Raw genomic sequence first — 25,035 nt, forward strand, 5'->3', positions numbered from 1 at the left:
CATCACATTCAGCAATGCAACACCAATATCCAGCATCCAAAATCCGAAGCTGACTATGGTGTTGGGAACTTTTTTGCAGGTTTAGCTCCTTTTACATCCAGCAATTGTGTTAATTCAGTTGTATTCAATGACTTGACGAGACTCAAACCAAGAGACTTACTAGAAATGCTTTGGGTGTAGGCGGCGTTAAGGTAGGGGGTGTATTGCAGTCTTCCTGCAACATAGGTTTGGAAGAAAGGTAAACTTAAAACATTCATGTAACGACGCGCTTGAGAAGCATCGCCAATCATATCGGCAGATAATGCTACTTGTTGATTTGCGGGGTTCCCATTACCAATGGTGGAAAAGTGGGTGCCACCTACAAGCATGACGAGATACTTTTGTGAATTTGCAAACCAGGAGAAAGGTAGAATTTGTTCGGATAAAGCTGGTGCAACTGTATCATCGCTACTGCTGACAATCATCACTGGAGTTTTTATTTGACTTAAGCCAGCTTTGCCGAAAATAGAACTAGTAATAGGATTAACTGCGATCGCAGCTTTCACTCTCTCATCCCGCAGGTTATAATCCTTGCCAGACTTACTGATGCTCAATTCTAAAGCGCGACACTGAAGCAGTAAAGACATGTTCCAGGTATTTTGCAGTGCTGCTGGTTGACAGTCTTGTTTTAGCTGCTCAAAGTTGATTTTAGCGCCTGCTAGGGCTAAGGCTGTGTAGCCTCCCAAAGATTGACCAAATACTCCGACTTGTTGCAGATTTAACCGACCTTTAAATCGTGAATCAGATTGATTACCTTTTTCCAATTGATTCAGGATATATGTGACATCCAAGGGACGGTCTTTAAATTCACTTGGTTCTGCTATTTCATTGGCGCGTCCATTCAACAGAGAACGTAATTGTTTAGCATCACTACCAGGATGATTGGGAACGACGATGGCGAATCCGTAAGAAGCTAGATGAGTAGCTAAATATTGAAAATTGCTGCTGTCTAAACCCAAGCCATGAGAAATTACAATTACGGGTGCAGCATTCTTGACATTTGGAATATAAACATCAGTTAATAAAAGCCGATTGCGCGTTGAGTCGAAAAACTTTAGGGTATATTTTTGCGACTTCAACTTTCCCGGAACTTGTAAATCTGGCAATTGCGAGAAATTTGGTTGTTTGATGGTAGCAGCTTCTATTTTAGACTCTTGGGAAACTGCTGCGATCGCCCGATGGGTTTGGTTAACAAGTTTCTCTAATTCCGTAGCTATATCCAAAGTCTCTGCAACATCAAGGCGAATGCTGCTTGTGGGATATTTACGCAACACATTCAAAAGTGTCAAGCCTCCCGATTCAGCAGAGGCTAAAATTAACGCCGAACGTAAAGTACCAAATCCTGGTTCTGGCTGACTGGTTTTAATGACTTGCGCCAACCGATGCAGCAAAAATTCTCCTTGCGGTGTGTAGAGAAGTTGCGAAACTATTGCTGGATTAACTTTCACACGATTGAGTAAAATCCGCCGCAATTCTTGAAGCTGTTGTAGAGGCAGATATTGCTGATACGCTGCCAAATCTTCGTTAATTACACCTGTTCTGGCGTAGTTTTCTAAAGTGGTGACTGAAATGGAAAGCTCTAAAGCTGAATAAGATGCATAAATCCGCTCTGCTGCCAAGACAGAATTACTAATTCCAAATGTTGGCAGCAGTGTTGAAAGAACCAGCAATAAGAAATTATTTCTCAGGGTACTGGCCCAATTACCAAACAAACTATTCATCGCTCAACTGTTTCGGTGGTCTGGTTTTATCAGGTGTTGGCTTTGGTAGTTATTCGGGCACCCTGCTTGGTTTACTTAAAGTTTTTAGCCTCAATTTTTTCAAAACAGAATTTAGGAGTCAGTCGTTAGAATTCAGTATGAATTGTGTATGACTTGCGAATGTAGAAAGCTTTATCTGACTCCTGGATTCTGATTTATCAATTCTTCTTCAAGAATTTTTTTCTTGGCTATAAAGTCAAAAATCAGATACTACAGAGCCACACAGATGGGTAAACTATCCATCATATAAGAAACTGGCTTCCGTAGCTTGCCTTCACTATCAAATCATAACAAATAAAAAATCATCTGCCTCAGTATTTATGTTGTAGCTTTGAATATGTCACGAATTCACTAGATGAAAAACCCAGTAAAAATTCTGAAAATCCTTCCTGTTAATCAGCTTTTCCCAGTGCGATAGCTACTGATCCTGTGACTACTAAACCCGCTCCTAATATTGCTATAAAACTGAAGTGTTCTGATGGTATCAAAGTAGGTGCAATAACTGATACAACTGCGACTGATATTAATGTCACAATGGGAGCTAAAGCTATTACTGCACTGACTCGTGATGCTTCCCAATGTTCTAATGATTCGGCAAAGGCACCGTAAGCGATTAAAGTATTAAAAGCACAAAAAACCAACATTCCTAAATGGAACCCATCAAGTATAAAAAGTGATTTTATTTTAGCTAGAGGAGTGAAGAATAAAGCACAACCCCCATAAATAATCAGCATAATACTGGAGGAAGATAAAGACTGTAATAACTGCTTTTGTGCCAAAGCATAAATAGCCCATGCCATTGCTCCTAGCACAATCAAAACACTGCCTAGTATGTATGTACCATGCGCTGTAATTAAATTTGTTAGTTGTTCTCGAAAGAATAATAGATAACCACAAGTCATTACACTGACACCAATCCATTGATACAGCCGATAACGTTCTTTAAAAATCACTAACCCTCCGAAACCTAATAAAAGGGTAGATAATTGAATGAGAACTTCAGCGTTAGCAGGTGATGTTAGTGCTAAACCTTGCATGAACAGAAAGTAATTAATCCCTAAAAAGAGTGTAGCGATCGCTAGTAATTTCCAAGAAGCAGAATGCAGTTGTTCTAACTTTGGTAACTTGCCGCGTATTCCTAAATACACGGCAAGGAGTAAAAATGATACCAAAAAGCGAAACCAAATGACGGTATATACATCAAGCACTTGCAGAGTTACCGCCAGAGCAATAGGTAAAATTCCCCACAATAAGACCGTCAATAGCGATAACGCTAGCCCTAAGCGCCACCGACCAGAACTTTGATGTAGTGACATTTAAATATCCTACTCAAAGTAGGGCTGATGATAAATTGAAACATATCTAATTTGCATATCTAAATTTTATCAAGCTCTTGTTGAGAAACCATTACCTCTATTTTTGCCCGGTAGTAAGTCATAGATAATTTGCTGTCGGCGCTAAAATTACGCACCCGTAATATATACTACTGAATTTTATATTGAGTTTATGTTGCATTTTCGTAAAAACCTGTTACATTACTTTACAGGCAGTGATAACTGTTACAACATAAAAGCTCGGAGTATTATTTATGGCAGACGTTAAGAAGACTACGCCTTCGGTTTCAGAAGATCCTAATGCTTTGCGCTGGGGCTTCACTCCTCAGAGCGAAAACTGGAACGGTCGTTTTGCAATGATTGGTTTTATATCTGCTGTTGCACTTGAAGTGTTTTCTGGTCAAGGGATTTTACACTTCTGGGGCATTTTATAAATTTAAACGTTTTTACCTTCATTAGATGATGAGGCAAAGCGGAGATTTGCAAAATCGTCTGCCTTGCCTCATCATCTCAAGAATTAAAAAACTCGCCAGCAACTAGCGTGATGAGCGAAATATTACACGACCTGGAGATTCTTCCTGATTAATTCGTGCATATACTCGAAGACAAGTTAAGACTTCGCCAGGAATACCACCACAGTCTAGTTGTAAGTCATCCTTGGATAAAGCACAGATATCTGCATAAAGTCCCGATAATTGGCGAATTCGCACTTCATTACCTGCATTAATTGCCTCATCAGTGACTTTCTTCAAGATGCGTCGTGATTCGTGTTGTAGCTTTCCCCACCAAGAATAACGTTCAGCCGGCGGTACGAATACTAAAGAATGTATTGCTTCGTCAATGTCAATCCAGGTACGCAGAATTGATAGGGGATCAGTGTTTTTCTCAGCTTTTTGGGTGCGTTGGAAGCGATCGCTTAAAGCATCAATATATTGATCGCGCTGTTCTGGTTTGGAGCGTAAAGAAATGACATCGAAGCTAAAAACACTCTTTAAAGCATGATGTAAATCTGGGTCTATTTCGATAAAATTCATATATAAAAATAGGAATGCCGCTGGTAAATCGGATACATTATCTTGTGTATTTTGAGGATTTGACAGTGCTTGTTGATATAAGCTCAATCCCTGAGTTTGAACAGTACCACTAAGACCGGGGTAGATAATTTCATCACGGATAAAGGGAAGTTGATAGAGGTTAGAATTATCTGCGATCGCACCAACTTCTTGAGCTAAATCCAAGGTGCGCGATCGCCAAGTTGCAGCTAAATCCTCTGGGACTCGCAGCAGTTTGCGTTGAATCTCATTCCATAAATCTGAGTCCGTTGTGCTTTGCAGTTGGGAATTACCCAGATAATAATTAAGTTCTGAGTCAGAATCGAAAGCTTCCCGCAGGTGACTTAGTTTTAAATCATCTGGCGCATCTTCCCAACCAATATTTTGCTGTGGGGGTGCAGGTTGCAACAGGTTATGAAGTTCTTGCAGCACCTCATCGCATATTTTAGATCCTGGATCTAGTGGAAATTTTGTGCGAGCCTGATTTAAAGTAGCCTCTAGTCCATACAAACTAAACCGCAGTAATTGGGCTAACTCTGAGTTTTCTATCTCTAATAATTGACGCAAGTGCTGCATGAATCTCACCTCCAAATATTACCTGTATATGATTCGTAGCGAATTAAATTTGGCAAACCTCTGCACCCTTACCCTACGGGAAGGCGTTCGCGTAGCGTCTCCAAGAGTTGCGCCTATGCGTTTAAAAATCTTAATTTTTTTCAACGCAGAGGAACGCAAAGTTTTAATGCAAGAGTTAATGTATACCGCAAAATGGATCGCGTTCTTTATCAACCTCATTCGGCTGCAATTCTAATTCAGCAAGATAAACGCATCCTTCTTCCTTTAAGCATTCCTGACTGTTTGATGTCCAGTAAGGTACTTCACCAGCGTGCATCCGCAGAATGCCTTGATCATCGAGAGTTACCCGATATTGGCAAGGGTAATCTGTTGTCACATCTGGTTTTCTGAGTGCGCCAATTCGTATCCATTTTTTGCTATTAGTTTCTGCATCTGTTTGATAAACATAGAAAGTATGCTGGCCAGTTTGCGGAAATGGAGGTAAAGGATTACTAATTAACCCAATTCCTGGTTCCGTCACACCATCGCGCAGATAATGGAATTTTTGGAACAATTTACTACCATCATTTCCTACTTCAAATACAAGATGATAGGCATCTGGTTGATCAACAGTTGCAGACTCAATAACATTGACGGCAATATCACCATCATTTAAGTCTTTATTGAAACGTTCCACAGCAATATTCCAGTTCAATTTACCATCAGCAAATAGTGCTGAAGTTTCTGAAACTACCGATTCCAAATCAATGCCAGAAATATCAATTAAATAATGGGGATTTCCCTGACAAAGCAACACACTAAATTCAAGGGTTTGGTCAATCTCAAACTGGACTTTAATTTTTTTCAGAAACTCTGCTTCTTGCATTCCCAATTTATTCATGAGGTTTTTACCGTCAAAGCTACCCCATAGTCGTAAATCTCCATCCTCGTAGTCTTGACGGTAAATAATATTAGTTAATTGAATTCCTTGCCATGCAGTCCGAACCTTGGCGACAGTTTCCCAAGGTGCGAGTTGATAAAGTTCTTGTCCGGCTTTGAATATGGTGAGTAAATCATTACTTTGAGTTTTGCGTTTGAAGTTGCAGGGTAAATAATAAAACAGATTTTTGACATCAATTTCTAGCTGGTTGGCTCCCTTACGCAGCAAGCTTTTAGACTCTTCTGGATCGAACCTTAATCTTCGCAGCTTCTCGGCATAGCAAGCACCGGCGGAGGTGGCTAATTTGGTAAATTCCAACACAAAGGTAATTCGTTCTGGATTCCAGACAAAATATGGAGATTTACTAAATTCTTGATAGATTTGCCGCTGTACTATGTCTAAATTACAAGTTTTTCCAGATAGAATTAACCAATCAACTTTTTGGGAATTCCAAGAATCTTTGGTGATATCATCGGGACGCAAGCGACTTTCCATCAAACCTTTAGCAATACCGATCGCTTCTTTAATTCCTGAAACGGCGGCTCGTTCAAATTGCTGGTTATCTAGGGTGACGCAGATGCTATTTGGATCTTTGACTTCCAATTTAACGGCGCTTTGGGTGAGCAGTTCAGAAATTTGTTGTTCAGTAAGTGTGAAGGTTAATAGAGAATTATCTACTGGTGCTTTTTGCCCAAGTTTAAGTTTAGCAGCTTCCGCATAATCCCAAAGAATATAAAATGATTGCAGGCGTTGGGGTGCTTGTTGCCAACGGGTAGGTAATACTTTCTCGGCAGTATCTAGGGCATCTTTGTAAGCAATATCGCCTTCTGGATTCTCTTTATCTAGACATTTTAAAATACTGCCACTTTTGAATTTTCCTTGTTCTAGAAAGCGTTCGTTTAACTCAGAGCTAATTAAATCTTCTAGCCTTTCACTTTCAATATCACCTGTTGTTACTGCTGTCAATAAAAAGTCTGCGATCGCAACTTTTAATAATCTAAAAATTCGCAGTGTAATTAACTCGCCGCCTAACTGTAAATGACCAGATGAACCTAATAGTTTGGGGGTAAGTTTATAGTAACGTCCTCCTAAACCTCGGTCTTCATAATCGGCAAAACTAGGAGTTTTATCTTCTAAAGTCAGTTCAATTAAAGCTAAGTCTGTGGTTCCCCCGCCAATATCCAAGACGAGAACATTTTGTGACCATTTGTTTCCTGCTTGGCGACAACGAGTTTTGAATGACTCAATCCCAATGTTGAGATTACCACCAAATTCTCGCCATAAAAAGAATATCGCCACAGAAACGGCTTCATCATAAGCAGTTTGCACATCATCGATCCCCAACTGCTCAACTAATTCCTTAACTTCCTTGCGAACAACTGGTGGGGCGACAGTGGGGTAGGTGACAACTGCTGTTAAAAAATCTCCTTCTGAAAATCGGCGTTGGGCGCGTTGGCGGTAATCTTCAGTTAACTCGATTAAATGCGCCCAAGCAGATTGGATCAGTTGGTTAGCGGTAATTAATTCTTCTTCACCATCCAAAATAACTGGAAACAACCGATCCTGACCAAAATAGCGTTTGGGTGAATGGTGAAATCTGCTGATAATTTCCTTTAAAGAACCGCTTGTACCTTGAGCGATCGCTTTTTTTCGGTTATCTCTAGCTTCCCTACCCATTCGCAGTTTTAAGTCTCCTAAGTGCGAAATTTCCGACTCGCTGGGAATTTCCGTATCGCGGCGATCGATATCCAGTACAACTGGGATCAGATTTTGCGACTCTAGGGTAGGGACGCGGAACACCTCATGATAAATTTGGTAAAGTTTTTTGCTGACAGCACGGCGGAACCTCTCGCTGTTTCCTAAAGAAAGTTCAATTTGGCGAATTGCTTCCAAAAATCGCTCTTTATTGTCACTTTCAAAGACTTCGCTCAATCGACTGGGTTCTATCTCCAGGTTTTTGCTAATTTCTCCGATAAACTTTTCCCAATCATCAGCGCTGACATCTGGTAAAGCTACTGAGGCGGGAGAACTCAGCCATTGTGATAAGCGATCGCGCAACCGCATCTCTTGTTCTTTTGGTAGAATTTCTGCGATCGGTACTTCAATTGGATCGAAGAGTGTAACTGTGGAATTCGATGTACCAAAATCTAAAGCAAACCATCCCGGAAATCTTTTTTGTTGTTTCTCGCTTGGTTCTTGATCGCTATATTTGTTGAGTTGAAAAGGGTTCATTATAGTATCACTTTCTGTTGTTTGTTTTATAGCTGGCTAAAAACTGTAATGTTTGATCATAAAATTACAAATTTAGAGAATTTTTGGTCTTGTACCATTGATTCTCTTTAGCACTGGCTTTTTTATTTGGCGCGATATCTACGTTGGGCTACGCTTTTATATGAAAGGGCATAGGCGTAGCCCAAACTAGGCGATCGCTATGAGAATTGCAGCAGTTATTAAGTTGATGTTGAAGATTCTTGCTCAGTTGTAAGTCTTACTTGTTCGATGGTTAAATTAAGTAATTGGGCAACCTCTTCCATCGACATACCACGAGCTAAGAACCGAGGTACAAGTTCAAGTTTTGCTAGTTCTCGTCCTTGTTCTCGTCCTAGTTCTAATCCTTGTTCTAGTCCCTCTTGTTTAGCTTCTTGATAAACTCTAGTTTCTTCTAACTTAACTCCTAACATTGCCTCTACCTCTTCACGACTTAAGTTGGCAAATTTATAAACAGCGATAGTTGTGATTACATCTATTATCTCCTTCTTAGCTAAAACAGTTATCTGTTCTTGTTGCACCCGCTCTATTAAACGTTTAGCTTCTTGCACCATTTGATTGTCTGAAGCAATAGTTAACTGCATCAAACTGATACCTACTTTTTGCTCATCAGGGCTACCTAACTCATCTAAATAAATCCGTTGTACTTGGGAACTGTTCAGTAACGATCTGTGAATAGTGGTGTTTTCCGGTTCCAAGCTGCGAGACTGTAAAATAATTACCCCGTACCAGTCATCGTAAAGCGATGGGTTACGATACATATACAGCATGGATTCTGAGAAAAACCGATGGTACAGTAACTCATCTCTTTGGAATTGTACCTCAGCAAAAAAGATCATCTGAGATGCTGCATCAGGTGACGGTAAAAATACCCCATCAATCCGAAATGTTGGTTCTTTAACTTCAACTGATTCAAAGCGATAGCTACTAGCTTCGGCTGGTGGTTGTTCTACTAACTCGAAAAACAATCCTGGGACACGCTTGAAAATTGTATAAAAAATCGCATCACGTCTCACAAATACATCCTCATAACCGTAGCCGATCGCAATCAGTCATATTCTGAGTTAGCTTATCTCAAATCATCTAAGTAAGAAACAGCAGCCAGTTCTGAAATAATCTGCAACCAAGTAGGAATTTCTGTCTCAGATGGCAAGTCACCAGCTGCCAAATATCTCAGCAAAGTTTCTTTTTTTGAGAGGTTTTGCAAACTAGGAATAATTTGATCCAAAATGCCTTCTATTTCCGAATTAATTTGCTGATTAACTTCGCTAACATACTGCACGAGATGAAGGCTAGCGCTAGCGGTGATTTCATCTCGTAGCCGCAGTACTAAAAGTTGGTGGTTGCTCGATCTAGGTAAACCTTGGCTTTTTTCTGGTGCCCAGTCAAAGATTTGACCAACATTGTGTTTCTCGTCTTGACGCGCTAAGGGAAAGATGATTTCGGGTGCAACGGTTTTGTCTTTACTACTGATTTCCGAGATGATTGCTTCCTTCCATTCGTTAGGATCGCATCCTAGTAATAATTTGTAAAAGAGATCGGCATCTTCAAAACCAAATTTTTCTTCGATTTCTTGCTCCATTTCTGGATGGAAAAATGCCTGCAATTGTTCACGTTCTGGAGCTACATAATTTGACAATTGATTCAACAAATCTACCACTGCTTGATGGATGCGATCGCGGGCAAAATCTTCTACTTCTTTAACGGTTTTCTCAAATACTGGATAAAAATCATCGCTTTTAGTCGGAAGGGAAGTATTTACGCGATTTCCCCGATCAAATAATTTCCCAGCTGCACCTTTAGATTCCGCTAGAGCGATCGCTCCATTGTTGGCTTTGTTGAAGAGTAAAGTCCACTGGTTCCAATTGAGGATTCTAAAAGTGAGTTCGTCTTTAACTACATCGCTGACGACAACACCGCGCCGATCTTTGAGTGGTTCTGTCCCTAAATCTTTTTGAAAATTCCGATAGATTTTATCCAAGCTTTCGACCACAAAGCGCAATTCGATAAAGGCGGGACTGTCTCCTGTGGGGATGCCTTGCTCGTGAATTTCATCTATGATGTCTTTCAAGTGATCTTGTTGCTGACTCACCACATCAGCCGCTCTGCGAGTATCTTCATACAGTTGCTTCAGACCATGAGTAGCTACGTGGTTTTGAATCAATTCCCGCAGCTTACTAAGGCCCCCATCTTGACTAAAGTAACCTACCTGTTTGCCCAAAGAACTACGGGTATCAGCATCTAGTAGCCGTTCACTTAAGCGCCCCCATTTATCTTGTAGCCGTTTAGACCGATCTAGGTAATCAGGATAGTCTAAGTTAGCCAAAAACTCTGTTGAGCCTGCTTTGACTGTACTAGAACGTTTTGCCAATTCAGCTAGTCCCAACAGTGGCGACAGTAAAACGATGCGGTCTTTTTGGGTTGTAAATGCTTCTGCACCGTCAATGGTAGTTTGCAGAACTTTGAGTTTTTGGAAAACGGTTTCCTCTTGTAAATGTCTATCTTCAATTAGTTGGTCAAGTTCTCTTTCGCCACCCTCGCTGTCTAGGGGTAGTTGATCAAAGCGACCCACACCTACGAGAATTAAATCTTTCAGGTCTTGTCCCGGTCGCTGCTGCTGCATCATCGTAAAGATTTTATTGGCGCGATCGCTCCCTGGAGATTTACCATTTAGCAGTACCAAAATTGTCTGTACTTCTGCCAATTCTCGCAGTGACAAAAAGGTATCCCTAGCCCCCGAATTAGCAGCCCCTAATCCCGGGAAGTCGATGAGAATAAATTTAGCTGCACCTGCAAAATCCCAAATTTCCCGTGATATTTTCACATCGATATCTACGCGGCGGATGAGTGGGAAACTGTTTTGCAATAACTTTGTTGGTAGCCTCTGGGGTGGACTCGGTAATCGGATGTGCGCTGGTGGTAAATCCTCAAATTTCATAGTTTGGATTGCCATTGGCTGTTCGACCAGCTGTAGCCCTTCGCGGGCGGTGGTAGCATCAATCTGGTAGCGCCCACCACACATAACTTCTCCATAGGCTTGATAAGCCCGCAGGAATAATACCAACTCCCGGAGTAAATAACGTAGCTCTAAATTGTTACTGCTATTCCATGCTTCTTCACACCAGCCAATAATATCTTTGCCAGAGTTGAGTTTCGATACTGGTATCGGAGGAAGTCCAGCTGCTGCTGTCCGTTTATTGGCTTCGCCTAGCATGAAGCGTAGACACTCATGGACTCCTTCATGAGAAAGATAATCTACAGTAAAATTACTTAACTGTGTAGTTGCAAATTCGTCTTGCGGTATGATATGTATGGCGGTAACATTACCTGTAGTGGGATTCTCACTGACTGGCAAAGCATCTGCATATCCAATTAGACTGCCTAAAAGTAAAGTTTTCCCACTACTGAATTCCCCCATCACCCCAATTTTCACGGGTGAAGTTGCAAGGTCTACAGTTTTCTGGGCAGCTGACCGCAGACGCAAGAGACAGTCGTCAAGACTAGCTGGAACCCAATCTTCTTGTTTTGAAGGGTGCTGGGGCACAGAATCTATCTTTCGGAGGATGAATTCGCCGTACTCCTTAAAACGGCCCAGTTTATCTGGTTCCATAAAGTAGTTTCCGCCTAACATTAATTTCTGTGAGCTTTATAACATATAAAACGCGATCGCCAGCCATTGTTGCAACGTGTTGATATTACATTTAGCATTTCTCTCATTTAATTTGCGATTTTGGTATGAGGCGTTTTGAACGGTTAAGACAATTTTGAAAAATCTGGTTTGGCGGGGAAAATTGAAGAAGAATTCAGAAGTCAGAATGGGCTAAACGCCCCGCTACTGCTAACAGGAGTAAGAATCAATATAGTAGAGTTTTATACCACAAATGGTCTGGAGACTGCTTAGTACAAATGTTGGTATTAAACCATTTTGTACCCATTATTTTAAGAGGATGTCCGAAAAGTATTAGGTGAATATAATTCGCTACTATACAAGCAAAGTCTGCCTACGCGGAAAACATGAAAAATTAAAAATTTCGAACCCACAGAGGTGGGTTTTGTCTGTATAGCCAATGCCCGACTTGTAATCCTTCGGGGAAGCAAGCTACGCGTAGCGTCTCCGAACAGGAGAAGCAACTGGCGTGCGACTTATAGTTGCCAGGACTCTAATTCATGCTGAATTCTTCTTGATAAAAAATCAATATTGATTTGATATGAAATTCTTGATTATTGTGAATTTATTATAAAGATGTAAGTGCTTTACAGGAAATCATATAATTTCCGTAAAGCTAAATCAGGTTTTTGAGCAATGCAATTACATAGCTAAGATGCATTTATAAGCGAATTTAAGAAGAAACAAAGTCAAAAAACTTCCCAGAGATATGGAGAGTTTAAATTCCACCAAAAATGCTGAAGTTAATCTTAATCATAACTTCAGCATTTTTTCAATTTATTTACAGTAAAACAGGAAGTTTTATACATATAAAAATAAATAAAGTATTAAGATCAATAGCAAGTTGACATGAAATTATATACATTTATTAACAAATTTTATTTTCAGACTATTCCCTTAATAAATTAGGCAGAGCAGGCAGGCAAAAGTGTTTTCTAAAAAGGTGCAGAGCTACATTAACCAAATCATGGTCGAAGAGGAAGAAATACAACAGGATGAAAAAGTATTTTGTCAGCAGGCGGATACTGCTCCTCTGATGATTTGGATGGCTGGATGCAATGCACTTTACTGTTACTTAAATTCAAATTGGCTGGAATTTACTGGAACATATTTAACAACAGGCGCGTCTGCATCTGCGCTAGGAGAAGAGATAGGCAATATCTGGACTTGCAGCGTCCATCCAGAAGATAGGCAGCGATGTGAAGATATATACCTGAGAGCATTCGTGGCACATGAATCATTCCAGAGGCAATATCGTCTGCGTCGGGCTGATGGAAAATATCGCTGGATTTTAGATACAGCAGCGCCAAGATTCTCGGCAGATGGTAACTTTGTTGGTTACATCGGTTATTGTGTGGACATAACAGAAGTTCGACCTCCCCTGAGAGAAAGCTGCTTGACATCGACAAATTCCTCTTGTTGTCTGCATGAAATTACAGAACAAAAACAGGCGGCAGAATTAGCAAAAGCACTAAAGCAACTACAAGCTGAAACTACAAAACGCCAAGCAGTTGAAGCACAGTTACACCACAAAACATCAGAATTTGCAGCCATTTTGCAACTGCTTCCTGATTTATACTTACGTATTAATATTGATGGGAATATTCTGGATTACAAGCCAGGAAAGATAGATAACCTGTATATTCTACCAGGAGATTGTCAGGGCAAGAGTTTGCGAGAATGCCTACCGACTGCTATAAGCGATCGCTTCCAGCAAGCAATAACTCAAGTACTTGAAACTCAATATGAAGTCAGTTTTGAATATACCTTACCGCTCCCAGAAGGAAAGAATAATTTTGAAGCTAGGTTATTACCATTACCAGAACAGCAAATCATAGTTCTTGTCAGTGACACCAGCCACAAAGGACAAGCAGCATTCATAGAAAGCGATACCAAGTTTCGCAGCATTGTCGAAAACGCCAATAACATTATTTTTGCGCTGACACTTGAGGGGATATTTTCCTACGTTTCTCCTAACTGGACTGAAATTTTTGGGCATGAGATTGCGGAGGTTGAAGGCAAATCCTTTATTCCCTTTGTACATCCCGATGATGTGCATATCTGTGCAGATTATTTTCAAAGAATTTTGACGACAAACGATAAACAAGACGCAATTGAATATCGAGTCAAACACAAAAATGGTAGTTGGCGATGGCATACAAGCAACTCATCTGCTATTAGAGACGGCAATGGTAATGTTTTAAACTTCGTTGGTATTTGCTATGACACTACTGACCGCAAACAAGCAGAGGAAGCTTTAGCAGAACGAGCGCGTTTAGCACATTTTCGTGCCGATATAGACGCGGCCCTTACCCAGAGTGACAGCTTAGAAAACATGATGCGCCGCTGCACTGACGCTTTAGTTGAACATCTTGATGCAGCCTTTGCTCGCATCTGGACGCTGAACAAAAAAGACAACGTATTGGAGTTGCAAGTCAGTTCTGGGATGTACACCCACATTAATGGGCCCCATAAACGTGTGCCAGTTGGTCAATTCAAAATTGGTTTAATTGCCGAAGAGGGCAAACCCCACCTAACTAACTCTGTGCAGACAGATCCCCGCGTGGGTAACAAAGAGTGGGCACAGCAAGAGGGTATGGTCGCCTTCGCTGGCTATCCTCTGATTGTTGAAGATGAAACTGTAGGGGTGATAGCCATGTTTACCCGCCAAACAGTGACAGAATCAACTTTCACAGCACTGGAATTTGCCGCCCAGGAAATTGCCATTGGTATCAAGCGCAAACAAACAGAAGTTGCACTCAGAGAAAGCGCCCAACGGGAAGCCCTACTCAATCGTCTTTCTAACCAGATTCGAGCTTCTTTGGATCTCAATTACATTGTGGAAACCGCAGTGCAGGAGATCCGTAACTTATTTCAAATCGATCGCTGCGCCTTCTTTTGGTATCGGCAAGACGCTGAGGTTCCCTACTGGGATAAAGTATATGAGGCGAAAAGTTCCTTTTTACCCTGTCTCCTTAACCACCAAGAAGCAATTAATGCAGAAATCGAACTAATCGCAGCCAAAACCTTAAATAGAGAAATCATCCGCATTAATGATGTAGAGACTGTGGGCGATTCCATAGGACAGTTGTTTTTGCAGAATTTCGGTTTCACTGCCTTTATGTCGCTACCCGTACACACCCAATCTGGCGAAATAGGCACATTTAGCTGTGGTTCTTGTAGTGGCTTCCGTCCTTGGTTGGACAACGAAGTAGAATTACTACAAGCAGTTACAGTTCAACTAGCGATCGCCATTGACCAAGCCAAACTTTACACCCAAAGTCGTATCGCCGCCCAAACTGCCCAAGACAAAGCCCAACAGCTAGAAGCAGCATTGCTAGAACTTCAACAAACCCAAGCACAACTGATTCAAACTGAAAAAATGTCCAGTTTGGGACAATTAGTTGCAGGTATTGCCCACGAAATCAATAATCCCGTCAATTTTATTTACGGCAATATTAGCCATGCCCGTGAATATACCAAGGATTTGCTGCACTTGGTAGACCTTTATCAACAAAGCTACTGTCCACCAACACCAGAGATTCACCAACAAATCTACGCCATTGATTTAGACTTTCTCAAGCAAGATTTGCCCAAAATCCTGGATTCTATGAACATGGGAGCCGAACGCATTCGGCAGATTGTTTTATCTTTACGCAATTTCTCTCGCCTTGATGAAGACGGCACAAAGGCAGTAGATATTCATGAAGGTATTGATAGCACCTTGCTGCTGTTGCAAAATCGCCTGAAAGCCAAATCAGGACATTCCGAAATCCAAGTAATCCGAGACTACGGCAACCTACCACCAGTAGTATGTCACGCTGGACAGATGAATCAGGTGTTTATGAATCTTTTGACAAATGCGATCGATGCAATTGAAGAGTCATTTGTCATTAGTCATACCTTGCGGGAAGGTGAAGCGCCTATGCCATTAGTAAACAACTCTAAACAAATGACTTCTCCCCAGATCCGCATTCGCACCCTTATCCAAGAAGACCGTGTAATCATTAGCATTGCCGACAATGGCCCAGGTATGACTGAGGAAGTACGCAAACGCCTATTTGACCCCTTCTTTACTACGAAACCCGTTGGTAAAGGCACGGGCATGGGTTTATCAATTAGCTACCAAATTGTTGTCAAAAAACACGGCGGGCAAATCCAATGTATTTCAGTACCAGGAGAAGGTGCCGAGTTTGTGATTATGATTCCACTACACGAGCAACCTTCAACGTAGACATCACATAACCTTAATCTAAGCTTAATCAAAGGTTAACCTATTGGTTGTTAACTAAAGATTAATTCACTTTTTGCTGCAACATTTGAATTCCCCCCAACAACCTGAAATTTAAGGGAATTGGGGGGATTATTTCTTCTATCATAGGGAATTAGGAGTAGGAATGTTGCAGTTCAATTGATTGAAAAACGTTGTAATGGTATTACTATCCTTGCGTAGGCGTAGCCCAACCTAGGCGATGTCTACCACGGTTGTAGCTGCGGCACCTTTGAAAAAATCTTTGAGTACAAATAATCAAGTAGAAGGCTGGGATGATACAACCCCAAAGTCAAAATAGTATCACCTACACACGCGTTATCCACCTAAGTCATGTAATTGACATAGATATTCCCCAATGGTCTGGCGACCCTCCAGTAGAATTTGAAACTGTGGCTGAACTAAATAATGATGGCTATTACCTGCGGCGTTTCTCCTTGGGGGAACATAGCGCTACCCATATTAACGCCCCTAACAGCTTTCATAGCTATAGTATGGGAATTGACCAATACCCCGCCCAATCTCTGGTTGTACCTGCGGTAGTCATAGATATTCGCCAAGCCACAGCTGTTAATTCTGATTATGCGCTGACGATCGCTGATGTTGTGGCTTGGGAAGACCAATACGGTGAGATTTCTCCTGGCTGCGTAGTTATACTGAATACTGGTTGGCAAAAAAAGTGGTTTGATAAAAGTGCGTTCCTAAATCAGGATTCTCAAGGAATTGCCCACTTTCCAGGTTTTGGCAGCGATGCAACTCAGTTTTTACTGAATGAACGGCAAATTGCTGGGGTAGGAATTGATACTCACGGTGTAGACCCCGGACAGGATAATAGTTTTGCTACTAATCGCCTAGTATTGGAAAAACCGCGTATTGTTTTAGAAAATCTCACCAATTTGGATCAGTTGCCACCTAAAGGTACTACTCTAGCGATCGCAGTTCTGAGATTGCGTGGTGGTTCTGGTTCTCCTGTGGGTGTATTGGCTTTAGTGCCTTAATTTTTATATCGATATTTGGTTCTCACGCCAATTTCTTAAAGTTGAGGATAACCTAGAAAGCAAGCAAACTTAATACACAAGTTCCAGTGGATCATCAGCCGGAGATTTTCAAGATGACAACTCCGCTATCTTGCCGCAATTATATAGACGGTCAATGGTTGAGTGCTATAGGGGAAGCAACTTTAGAAAGCCGCAACCCTGCTGACAAAACCGAAGTCGTAGCCACATTCCCCCGTTCCCAGGTTAATGATGTAGATACAGCAGTAGCCGCCGCCCGCAAAGCCTACCACAGTTGGCGCACAGTCCCGGCCCCAGCTAGGGCAGAATACATCTTTCGCGTCGGGGAAATATTACTCCAGCATAAAGAAGAACTTGCCCAGTTAATCAGTCGGGAAATGGGTAAACCCCTGACAGAAGCCAGAGGAGATGTGCAAGAAGGTATTGATTGCGCCTTTTACACTGCTGGCGAAGGACGGCGACTATTCGGGCAAACCACACCGTCGGAAATGTCCAATAAATTCGCCATGACTATGCGAATGCCCATAGGAGTTTGTGCCTTAATCACTCCCTGGAATTTCCCAGTGGCAATTCCTTGCTGGAAAGCTATGCCAGCCTTGGTGTGTGGCAATACAGTTATTCTCAAACCTGCCGAAGATACCTCCGCCTGTGCGACTAAATTGATTGAAATTTTCCAACAAGCAGGTTTACCACCAGGAGTAATCAACTTGGTGCATGGTGTGGGAGAGGAGGCGGGGAAAGCTTTAGTTGAGCATCCCAATATAGATTTGGTATCCTTTACTGGTTCTTCAGAAACAGGCGCTTTTGTCGGCGCTACTTGCGGACGCACTCATAAACGTGTCTGTCTGGAAATGGGTGGTAAAAATGCTCAAGTGGTGATGGAAGATGCCGATTTAGAACTTGCCTTAGATGGTGCAGTGTGGGGAGCATTTGGGACAACCGGTCAACGGTGTACGGCTACTAGTCGCCTGATTTTGCATCGTGATATTAAAGAAAAATTTACTGCCATGCTTTATGAGCGTACCAGCAAATTACGCTTGGGTGCTGGCACTGAACCTAATACAGATATTGGGCCGATTGTCAATGAAAAACAACTCCAACAAGTAAGCCAGTATTTGGATATCGCCCGTGAAGAAGGAGCAAAGGTTTTAATTGGTGGAGAAATTGCCAGTGAAGGCTCACTGAAAAACGGTTACTTCTTTCAACCAACTATTTTGGATGATGTAACTTCTGATATGCGAGTTGCCCGTGAAGAGATATTTGGGCCAGTAGTGGCATTGATTGAGGTTAGATCCTTTGAGGAAGCGATCGCAATTCTCAACGATAGCAATTACGGTCTTTCTTCTTCAGTTTACACCCGCGATATCAACCGGGCTTTTACTGCCATGCGCGACATCGAAGCAGGTATCACCTATATTAACGGCCCCACTATCGGCGCAGAGGTACACTTGCCATTTGGTGGTGTAAAACAAACAGGTAACGGACACCGCGAAGCTGGAACTACTGCTTTGGATGTTTTCACAGAATGGAAAAGTGTTTATGTTGACTTCTCTGGAAGTTTGCAACGCGCTCAGATAGATAACCGTAGTTAATTTCGCAATACAGCGATTTTCAGTTGAGAGACTATTAAAAAAGACCTAAGAGGATGTTTGAAAAGTCCTCTTCATGGTAACAAAACGTTCTAGATCCTCCTAAATCCCCCTTTTTAAGGGGGACTTTGATTCCGGTTCCCCCCTTTTTAAGGGAGGTTAGGGGGGATCAATAAGTGCCTAAAATTACAGCCAACTACTTTTCAAACAACCTCTAACCCCCAGCCCCTTCCCTACAAAGGAAGGGGAGTAAGCCTTTTAGAAGAGAGAATCTAAATAACACGCATTGGACTACAAAATTTGTAGTATCCCCTTGACATTATGTAGAGCTTGTATTACATTTGTATTATGAAAAGAAAAGCCTCCTCAAAGGCAAAACTAAAAGCTCTCAGAAGCTTGACAATTGCATAGATGCAACTGTTTGGGGCCGCGATTGGGGTTCGACTGCTCCGAAACCAACAAACGGACGGTTGCAGGATTCGGGTACCCTACGGGAAGGCAAAGCCTACGATTCCCGACGGCTCCACTAGACTTGACTGCGGTTGAAGTTGTGTAGAGGCTTGGGTCTGTAGCTCTAATGGTAGAGATCCCGGATATCACTTGTGCCCTGACAGAAAAAGCTTACATACTTGCTCAATGGTAGAGCGATCGTCTCTAAAACGATAAGTGTAGGTTCAATTCCTGCGGTGTTACCACAGCTTTTTCGACTTGCATGAGGTGTGAGTGTAACTCTCACAGGGAGGGTATCGGTTCAATCCCGATCAGATCCACTAATACGAATTCGTAATTCGTAATTCGTAATTAAAACAAGAGGTGATTGCAATGGTTCATATTCGATTTGAAGGACGTTCTGTTGATGTCCCAAAAACACAATTGGGAATTGCAGCAGGGATGAATGATGTAGCGGTGAAGGAGCGCGTTGCTCGGCATTTAGATGTGAATAGCGATCGCCTCTCGGCCTATGTAATTGATCGCCGTCCTAGTGGTGATTTGATCATCCGCCCTGAAGCTGTCTATGGTTAGATAGGAGTTGGGAGTTAGGAGTTAGGAGTTTTGAATAAATTAGTTTCTTTGACTCATCACTTTTAATTATTTACCCTGAACTTATAACTTAGCACTTTCCAAGGAGAAGGTAAGAAAGTGTAAAACATAAACCTAAACCTTTACTTCATTTCTACTAAATGTATAGTTTTATTCCGCTCCCTAACTTGTGAAGCCTACACACACTATTCGGCAACGGATCGCAGGTACCCTGCGGGAACGCTATGCGAACGATTCCTGTCGCTCCCTTTTATGGGAGCGGAGCCAAATTGGGATAGGCAATTGTGAAAACTGCTTTACTAACTTGTGCGGGATTTCAATTATTTAAATCGTATTTATCTATAACCTTTACTCAATACAGAGGTGAGTTCAATGATGTTAGCTAACTCATGTTTAATAACAACTCAATTAGTACAACTGCATTTAAACAACGTGAGATATGAGCGAACATCGTTTGAGCGAGATTGTGATTGAGCGTCCTCGCGGTGGGAGGAGAATTAGCCTCAAAAAGGTGACTGGCTTTAAGAAGCAATTATACAAAATCACCCAGGATGCAATTCAGGATGGATTGTTGAATCCCTACCTGATTAAACCAATAAATAAATCTAAGTATCTTTCAGATCATCTCGGCCCATTGCGTCGGTTTTTGCGTAGGCGTAGCCCGCCGCAGGCATCGCAAGTTGGACAGCCTTGGAATGACGTTTACAGCCAACTTTGTCAACGACTAGATCCCAGCACAATGGCAGGACAGCATGTTATCGATCATGTGTGGGACTACGTTGAACGGCATGTGGAAATAATTGATGGTGGTTTCTATAGCAAGCCTTATCAAGGACATCGAATTCAGCTAGATGCAAACCATCGCGATCGCTTCTATATCCATCCTGAAACTGGAATTCTTTGTGCAGCCGAGAAAATACCTCGAAAGCAGAAGCAAAAGCAGGAACAAACTGATATTGTCATCATTGATAATTATCATCAATATCAGAAGCTAAACGAGATTTGGTATTTAATTACCTTTGAAGATTTTCCACCGCCACCAACTCATTATGTGACGGATGTTGTCAAAGGTATAATTCATCGTTCTGCCGCAGTGTATAGAGGTCGAATAATTTACGCTGTTAGGAAACAACAGTGTAAAAAGAAAGAAATTCGATTTATTTTAAATCAACTTTCTAAAATCTAAAATGTTCACTTCGTGCCCTAACTGGATAAGCTTACATACTAGCCGAATGGTACAGGCACTTGACTGAAGCTCAAGCGATTACGGGTTCAAATCCCGTGTGTGAATCAACAGCTTTTTCGACTTGCACGAGGTGATCTTATTTCATTTGAATATGGAGGTGAGAACGATGAAGAAGATTAATTATTTCAACATCGAGCCTGAAGATTTATTTTAAAGAAATTGACGAATTCTGCTTTTGAACCATCGAGCAAACGTCGTCGTGGCTACCCATCTGAAAAAGCTGTTAAACGTGGCGATCGCCTTGTTCATGGCGACAAGGAACTAGAAGAAAAGCTGGGTAACAATGACCTTTGTCTTTGTGGTTCTGGTCGCTGCTTTCAAAAACTGCTGTCGCAATAGCGGCAGATATGATGGCAGCTTACGCAGCTACTACTTTTAGGGAGTAGTACCAACGATTTCGATACTTTACATCAAATTTCTAATTGGCAGTTGTTGCCGCGCCCCGATCGCAGAAGCTTACATAACTCTGCACAAGTTATACACAATGCTTCTACAACTTGCGCGGTGATATCACCTCGCGTGCAACATCTGCCTCCTCATCCATCACAACTAGAGGAGGTTCATAATGAATACCGCAGAACGTGACCTGCGTTTGGAAATGCTCAACAGTTTGCTCACAACTCCTCATCGCAAGCTTGAGCAAGTCGCAGAAATTCATCAGTTAATTGTTGAACTCGATCCCATCTTCTACGGACACCTAGCAGTTTGGTATCAGCGTCATGGTGATGTCCGCGACCACAAGGAGGTGTTTATTGCTCATTTGTTAACTAGCAATTTGACTGAACACCGAGATGCTGGATTTATGATGCTGCAAGAGTTTCCACCCTATCAGGTAGCTCGTGTAGTGGACTTCATGAAGCAGCAGCAGAATAAACTGCCTCGTTCCGCTCGCACTGCGGTACGGCGTTACTTGAAGACACGAGAGAGCAATCCGGCTCTGTTCGATCGCGCCGCTTTGCGAGGTCGTAAGGCAATGAAGCACTTATATGCTTCGCTGCACATCAAGCCAAATGAGCGGGCAAATGCGATTCTATTCCGCGATACTCCTCCAGAGGGTTCCTTAGCAAATGTGCTGAAGCAGCTTGCTAAGGCTGAAAATGCCGCAGAACAGGCACGGCTGATTGTGGAGTTCAAAATTCCCTATACGATCGCAGTTGGTGCAATCAAGCAACTTACACCAGTTGTCTTGGTGGCGTTAATCAACAGCATGTCTCCACAAGAAGCGATCAACAACCTCAAGTCTCTCCAGACTAGAGGTGCAATGGATCACCCACAAGTGAAAAAGCTGATTGATTCCAAGCTGGAAGCAGCTTCTAAGAGTGGGCGTGTCTCAGCATTCAAAGCACAGATTGCCACAGATGCAGAAGATTTTGACGCAGACACCGTTGCCCAACTGGAAAAGGTGACAAACGAACAGGTGAAACGGCGTGGTGCGATCGCTCGTCCAACTGCTTTATTGGTAGACAAGTCTGGTTCAATGGAAAATGCGATCGCGACGGGTTTGCAACTCGCTGCCCTAATCTCTGGTATCACTAAGGCAGAACTGTTTGTCTATGCCTTCGACACCATTCCTTACGCTGTTACAGCAAAGGGCAAGGAGTTGAGCGACTGGGAGCGTGCCTTCCAGCACATCAAAGCAGGCGGTGGTACTAGTATCGGTTGTGCATTGGAAGCAATGCGGAAGAAGAAGCAGGTAGTTGACCAGATAATTTTGGTGACGGACGAGGGCGAAAATGCGGCTCCTTACTTCGGTGAAGTTTACAAGAACTACTGCCGGGAGTTGGCGATAATGCCCAATGTGGTGATTGTCCGTGTAGGTACTCATTACAACTGGGTGGAGAGTCAATTGAAGCAGCAGCAAGCACCTGTAGATACGTTCACTTTCGCGGGTGACTACTACAGTTTGCCGAACATCGTCCCACTCTTGACGCGTCCCTCTCGTCTGGATTTGCTGATGGAGATTTTGGATATGCCGTTGCCTGTAAGAGAGGATAAGTAGAGTAGATCAGGGTGCGTCATAGTTACTTCTAACGCATCCTGATACAGTAACACCATCAAAAAATGACGAAAGATTGTTATTCACAATGATGGCAAATTTGTACAATGTGTAAGTTCTAAAGCTTAGTTAAAGATTTTTGAACATTTGGTGTATTTCAGGTAATGGGTATCCATTTTTATCACGAAACAGTGGGCGTGTGTGAACGGGGAGTACAAAGAACCTGGGAGGTAGGCTTAAAAGTAGCCATCCTTGAAAGAGTGGGTAACAACTCACCAGCGGAGTCCCTCTAGTAACTGAGAACACGCAATGCTCCACCAACTTGCACGCAGAATTTTATTAATTCGTAATTCGTAATTAAGAAAGTCAGATTTTATAGGGTTGCATTGGTAGCCTTCTTTTTGAAAATTGGTATTAGTTATGACTAACATATTTAAGCTAATCAACCAAATTGCGATCGCAGAAGCACAGTTATATACCACCCAATTTCTCGCGCCCTGTGTCAAAGGTGGACGAGTTCGCACACGGGTAGCCGGGATGATCTACACATTCACGCCAAAGCCTAGTAAATTTGAAGGTTGGGGCATCTTTCAGGCTGTGGATGAGAAGACAGCAACGATTGTAGAAGAAGCAGACTTACCCCAAATTGCAGAATACCTGCAACACTTTTCCCAAATACGACTGCGGTTAGCACACCAACTGCGGAAACAAACTTGGTTAGCATATCCTGTAAATGAAGTAGATATGCGTCAACGTTTAAAGGTAGTTAAGCCGATCGCAGTCCACTTAGTTACCGAGGGCGTTACCTTTGAGCAAATTATTGCCCGTTGGAATGGACAGTCTTGCTGGTTCGAGGAAGTAGATCGCCGTACCGATCCGGCGATTTCTGAAACTCTGCAATCTGCTGTTAAGCAACTCATTCCTGCTGAAGAACTACAGTTTAAAGGCATTACTCCAGAAATCCGCACAGTGTATGAATTAGCAACACAGCGCATTGAGGGATTTACTCAACCCCAACAGGATGAAAAGCGATTGAAAAAGGCATTGCAGATGGGTGGCGGTGAATTAAATCAATTCCACGATCGCAATGATTACTGGACAGTCGATTGGACAACTGCTGATGGTGTTCGCCATAGTAGTGCGATCGCTAAAACTGATTTGACTGTTGTCAGTTCTGGGATTTGTCTGAGTGGACGCGATCGCGATTTTGATTTGCAATCCTTAGTAGGTGTAATCGAACACCAAGAGTATTAATTGCGAATTACGAATTATTATGAGTATCTTTTTTCACGAACAGCTTTACCGCAGCAATGCTGTGATGGCAAAGCTAAAAAATTATCCTATAACAATTTGTGGCGCTGGAGCATTAGGAGCTAACATTGCGGAAAACTTAGCTCGGTCTGGTTTTGATAAACTTACAGTGATAGATCGTGATCGCATTGAGGAGCGTAACCTTTCAACTCAGCCTTACTACCGTTCTGATGTTGGAGCGTTTAAGGCAAAAATCTTGGCAAACAATTTATATCGAGCAATTGGTACTAAAGTTGATGCCAAAACAAAGGAGTTGACACCAGCAAATACAACTCAACTACTCAAAGACAGCCAGCTAATTATCGATGTCTTTGACAATAGCGTGGCACGTCAAGCAGTGAAAGATCATGCTGAAAAATTAAGCATTCCTTGTCTTCATGCTGGGCTATCGGCTGATTATGCAGAAGTGATTTGGAATGACCTTTATCGCGTTCCTTCCGAGGTTAATGATGATGTCTGTGATTATCCCCTGGCACGAAACTTAGTAATGTTAACCGTAGCTGTGGCGTGTGAAGCGATCGTTTCATTTATTGCCACATTAGAACAGCGTAACTTCACCATTACCCAGAAGGATCTGACTATTCAATCTCTGTTTTTGTAGATTGCGTAGACGCTCTTAGCAGCTTGTCGCAGATATCGCCTATCAGGATTTACTGAAAGATTGGGTCTAAAGCCCTGTGCTTCTAGCACGGCTTTTTCGTGATTTTTGCTCATATTTATGATATAATTACGCTAGGTATAGCAGCGTAACTATGCTTGTATTTGAAGCAAAACTTAAGGGTAGTAACGAGCAATACGAAAAGCTTGATGAAGCAATTCGGACTGCTCGTTTTATCCGTAATTCTTGTCTTCGCTACTGGATGGATAACAAGGGAATTGGGAAGTACGAGTTGAGCGCTTATTGTGCTGTTCTCGCTTCTGACTTCCCCTTTGCTAATAACCTCAACTCGA

General features: G+C 42.2%; 17 protein-coding genes, 1 tRNA gene and 1 pseudogene. 12 read left to right on the forward strand and 7 right to left on the reverse strand.

Annotated elements, in window-relative coordinates:
* Nucleotides 1-53 precede the first annotated feature (53 nt).
* Both H6G92_RS12070 and H6G92_RS12075 read right to left on the reverse strand, forming a co-directional pair.
* Complete coding sequence (locus H6G92_RS12070) at nt 54-1,760, reverse strand: alpha/beta hydrolase (RefSeq protein WP_190893924.1); 1,707 nt, start codon at nt 1,758-1,760, stop codon at nt 54-56.
* A 431-nt stretch (nt 1,761-2,191) separates the two neighbouring features.
* Nucleotides 2,192-3,115: a DMT family transporter gene (locus H6G92_RS12075; protein WP_190893925.1), complete on the reverse strand. Its 924-nt coding sequence runs from the start codon at nt 3,113-3,115 to the stop codon at nt 2,192-2,194.
* Between the two features lie 272 nt (nt 3,116-3,387).
* Here H6G92_RS12075 and H6G92_RS12080 point away from each other — a divergent pair, with 272 nt between their 5' ends.
* On the forward strand, nt 3,388-3,567 hold the full coding sequence (locus tag H6G92_RS12080; protein WP_190893926.1) for a high light inducible protein: 180 nt from the start codon (nt 3,388-3,390) through the stop codon (nt 3,565-3,567).
* 102 nt (nt 3,568-3,669) lie between these two features.
* On the opposite strand, the gene H6G92_RS12085 is transcribed toward H6G92_RS12080, so the two are convergent.
* The 4 genes from H6G92_RS12085 to H6G92_RS12100 all read right to left on the reverse strand — a co-directional run bounded on the left by H6G92_RS12085 (nt 3,670) and on the right by H6G92_RS12100 (nt 11,558).
* Nucleotides 3,670-4,761 (reverse strand): hypothetical protein, encoded by a 1,092-nt coding sequence (locus H6G92_RS12085; protein WP_190893927.1) that lies wholly within the window; start codon nt 4,759-4,761, stop codon nt 3,670-3,672.
* Between the two features lie 175 nt (nt 4,762-4,936).
* Nucleotides 4,937-7,912, reverse strand: coding sequence for a molecular chaperone (locus tag H6G92_RS12090; protein ID WP_242059100.1), 2,976 nt, complete (start codon nt 7,910-7,912; stop codon nt 4,937-4,939).
* A gap of 218 nt (nt 7,913-8,130) precedes the next feature.
* A complete protein-coding gene (locus H6G92_RS12095) occupies nt 8,131-8,964 on the reverse strand; it encodes an Rpn family recombination-promoting nuclease/putative transposase (protein ID WP_190893928.1) in 834 nt (277 codons plus the stop codon).
* Between the two features lie 53 nt (nt 8,965-9,017).
* Complete coding sequence (locus tag H6G92_RS12100; RefSeq protein ID WP_190893929.1) at nt 9,018-11,558, reverse strand: proteasome protein; 2,541 nt, start codon at nt 11,556-11,558, stop codon at nt 9,018-9,020.
* 1,024 nt (nt 11,559-12,582) lie between these two features.
* On the opposite strand from H6G92_RS12100, the gene H6G92_RS12105 reads away from it, so the two are divergent.
* The 3 genes from H6G92_RS12105 to H6G92_RS12115 all read left to right on the forward strand — a co-directional run bounded on the left by H6G92_RS12105 (nt 12,583) and on the right by H6G92_RS12115 (nt 18,493).
* Nucleotides 12,583-15,849, forward strand: coding sequence for a PAS domain S-box protein (locus H6G92_RS12105; RefSeq protein WP_190893947.1), 3,267 nt, complete (start codon nt 12,583-12,585; stop codon nt 15,847-15,849).
* Nucleotides 15,850-16,160: 311 nt separating this feature from the next.
* Complete coding sequence (locus tag H6G92_RS12110) at nt 16,161-16,883, forward strand: cyclase family protein (protein ID WP_190893930.1); 723 nt, start codon at nt 16,161-16,163, stop codon at nt 16,881-16,883.
* 113 nt (nt 16,884-16,996) lie between these two features.
* Nucleotides 16,997-18,493 (forward strand): aldehyde dehydrogenase family protein, encoded by a 1,497-nt coding sequence (locus H6G92_RS12115; RefSeq protein ID WP_190893931.1) that lies wholly within the window; start codon nt 16,997-16,999, stop codon nt 18,491-18,493.
* Nucleotides 18,494-19,064: 571 nt separating this feature from the next.
* Here H6G92_RS12115 and H6G92_RS12120 read toward each other — a convergent pair.
* Nucleotides 19,065-19,226 (reverse strand): hypothetical protein, encoded by a 162-nt coding sequence (locus tag H6G92_RS12120; protein WP_190893932.1) that lies wholly within the window; start codon nt 19,224-19,226, stop codon nt 19,065-19,067.
* Nucleotides 19,227-19,312: 86 nt separating this feature from the next.
* On the opposite strand from H6G92_RS12120, the gene H6G92_RS12125 reads away from it, so the two are divergent.
* From H6G92_RS12125 to H6G92_RS12160, 8 genes and pseudogenes are all read left to right on the forward strand, one after another.
* Complete coding sequence (locus tag H6G92_RS12125) at nt 19,313-19,513, forward strand: hypothetical protein (protein ID WP_015132106.1); 201 nt, start codon at nt 19,313-19,315, stop codon at nt 19,511-19,513.
* Nucleotides 19,514-19,970: 457 nt separating this feature from the next.
* A complete protein-coding gene (locus tag H6G92_RS12130; protein WP_190893933.1) occupies nt 19,971-20,717 on the forward strand; it encodes a hypothetical protein in 747 nt (248 codons plus the stop codon).
* Between the two features lie 32 nt (nt 20,718-20,749).
* Nucleotides 20,750-20,819, forward strand: a tRNA-Phe gene (locus H6G92_RS12135).
* Between the two features lie 117 nt (nt 20,820-20,936).
* Entirely contained in the window at nt 20,937-21,116 is a 180-nt protein-coding gene (locus H6G92_RS12140; protein WP_199344787.1) for a hypothetical protein, read from the forward strand.
* Between the two features lie 226 nt (nt 21,117-21,342).
* Nucleotides 21,343-22,776 carry a vWA domain-containing protein gene (locus H6G92_RS12145; protein WP_190893934.1) on the forward strand — a complete coding sequence of 478 codons (1,434 nt, stop codon included), beginning with the start codon at nt 21,343-21,345 and terminating at the stop codon, nt 22,774-22,776.
* 417 nt (nt 22,777-23,193) lie between these two features.
* Nucleotides 23,194-24,027, forward strand: a complete 834-nt coding sequence (locus H6G92_RS12150) for a hypothetical protein (RefSeq protein WP_190893935.1) — start codon at nt 23,194-23,196, stop codon at nt 24,025-24,027.
* Between the two features lie 19 nt (nt 24,028-24,046).
* A complete protein-coding gene (locus H6G92_RS12155; RefSeq protein WP_190893936.1) occupies nt 24,047-24,685 on the forward strand; it encodes a HesA/MoeB/ThiF family protein in 639 nt (212 codons plus the stop codon).
* Nucleotides 24,686-24,836: 151 nt separating this feature from the next.
* A pseudogene (locus tag H6G92_RS12160) lies at nt 24,837-25,035 on the forward strand (RNA-guided endonuclease TnpB family protein); the annotation flags it as partial.

The organism is Nostoc foliaceum FACHB-393, from assembly GCF_014698505.1.
Classification (GTDB): Bacteria; Cyanobacteriota; Cyanobacteriia; order Cyanobacteriales; family Nostocaceae; genus Nostoc; species Nostoc foliaceum_A.

Coding starts and splice junctions, on each gene's coding strand:
- H6G92_RS12070 (WP_190893924.1), bottom strand. CDS start 1,760: ATGAATAGTTTGTTTGGTAATTGGGCCAGTACCCTGAGAAATAATTTC.
- H6G92_RS12075 (WP_190893925.1), bottom strand. CDS start 3,115: ATGTCACTACATCAAAGTTCTGGTCGGTGGCGCTTAGGGCTAGCGTTA.
- H6G92_RS12080 (WP_190893926.1), top strand. CDS start 3,388: ATGGCAGACGTTAAGAAGACTACGCCTTCGGTTTCAGAAGATCCTAAT.
- H6G92_RS12085 (WP_190893927.1), bottom strand. CDS start 4,761: ATGCAGCACTTGCGTCAATTATTAGAGATAGAAAACTCAGAGTTAGCC.
- H6G92_RS12090 (WP_242059100.1), bottom strand. CDS start 7,912: ATGAACCCTTTTCAACTCAACAAATATAGCGATCAAGAACCAAGCGAG.
- H6G92_RS12100 (WP_190893929.1), bottom strand. CDS start 11,558: ATGGAACCAGATAAACTGGGCCGTTTTAAGGAGTACGGCGAATTCATC.
- H6G92_RS12105 (WP_190893947.1), top strand. CDS start 12,583: ATGGTCGAAGAGGAAGAAATACAACAGGATGAAAAAGTATTTTGTCAG.
- H6G92_RS12110 (WP_190893930.1), top strand. CDS start 16,161: ATGATACAACCCCAAAGTCAAAATAGTATCACCTACACACGCGTTATC.
- H6G92_RS12115 (WP_190893931.1), top strand. CDS start 16,997: ATGACAACTCCGCTATCTTGCCGCAATTATATAGACGGTCAATGGTTG.
- H6G92_RS12125 (WP_015132106.1), top strand. CDS start 19,313: ATGGTTCATATTCGATTTGAAGGACGTTCTGTTGATGTCCCAAAAACA.
- H6G92_RS12130 (WP_190893933.1), top strand. CDS start 19,971: ATGAGCGAACATCGTTTGAGCGAGATTGTGATTGAGCGTCCTCGCGGT.
- H6G92_RS12145 (WP_190893934.1), top strand. CDS start 21,343: ATGAATACCGCAGAACGTGACCTGCGTTTGGAAATGCTCAACAGTTTG.
- H6G92_RS12150 (WP_190893935.1), top strand. CDS start 23,194: ATGACTAACATATTTAAGCTAATCAACCAAATTGCGATCGCAGAAGCA.
- H6G92_RS12155 (WP_190893936.1), top strand. CDS start 24,047: ATGAGTATCTTTTTTCACGAACAGCTTTACCGCAGCAATGCTGTGATG.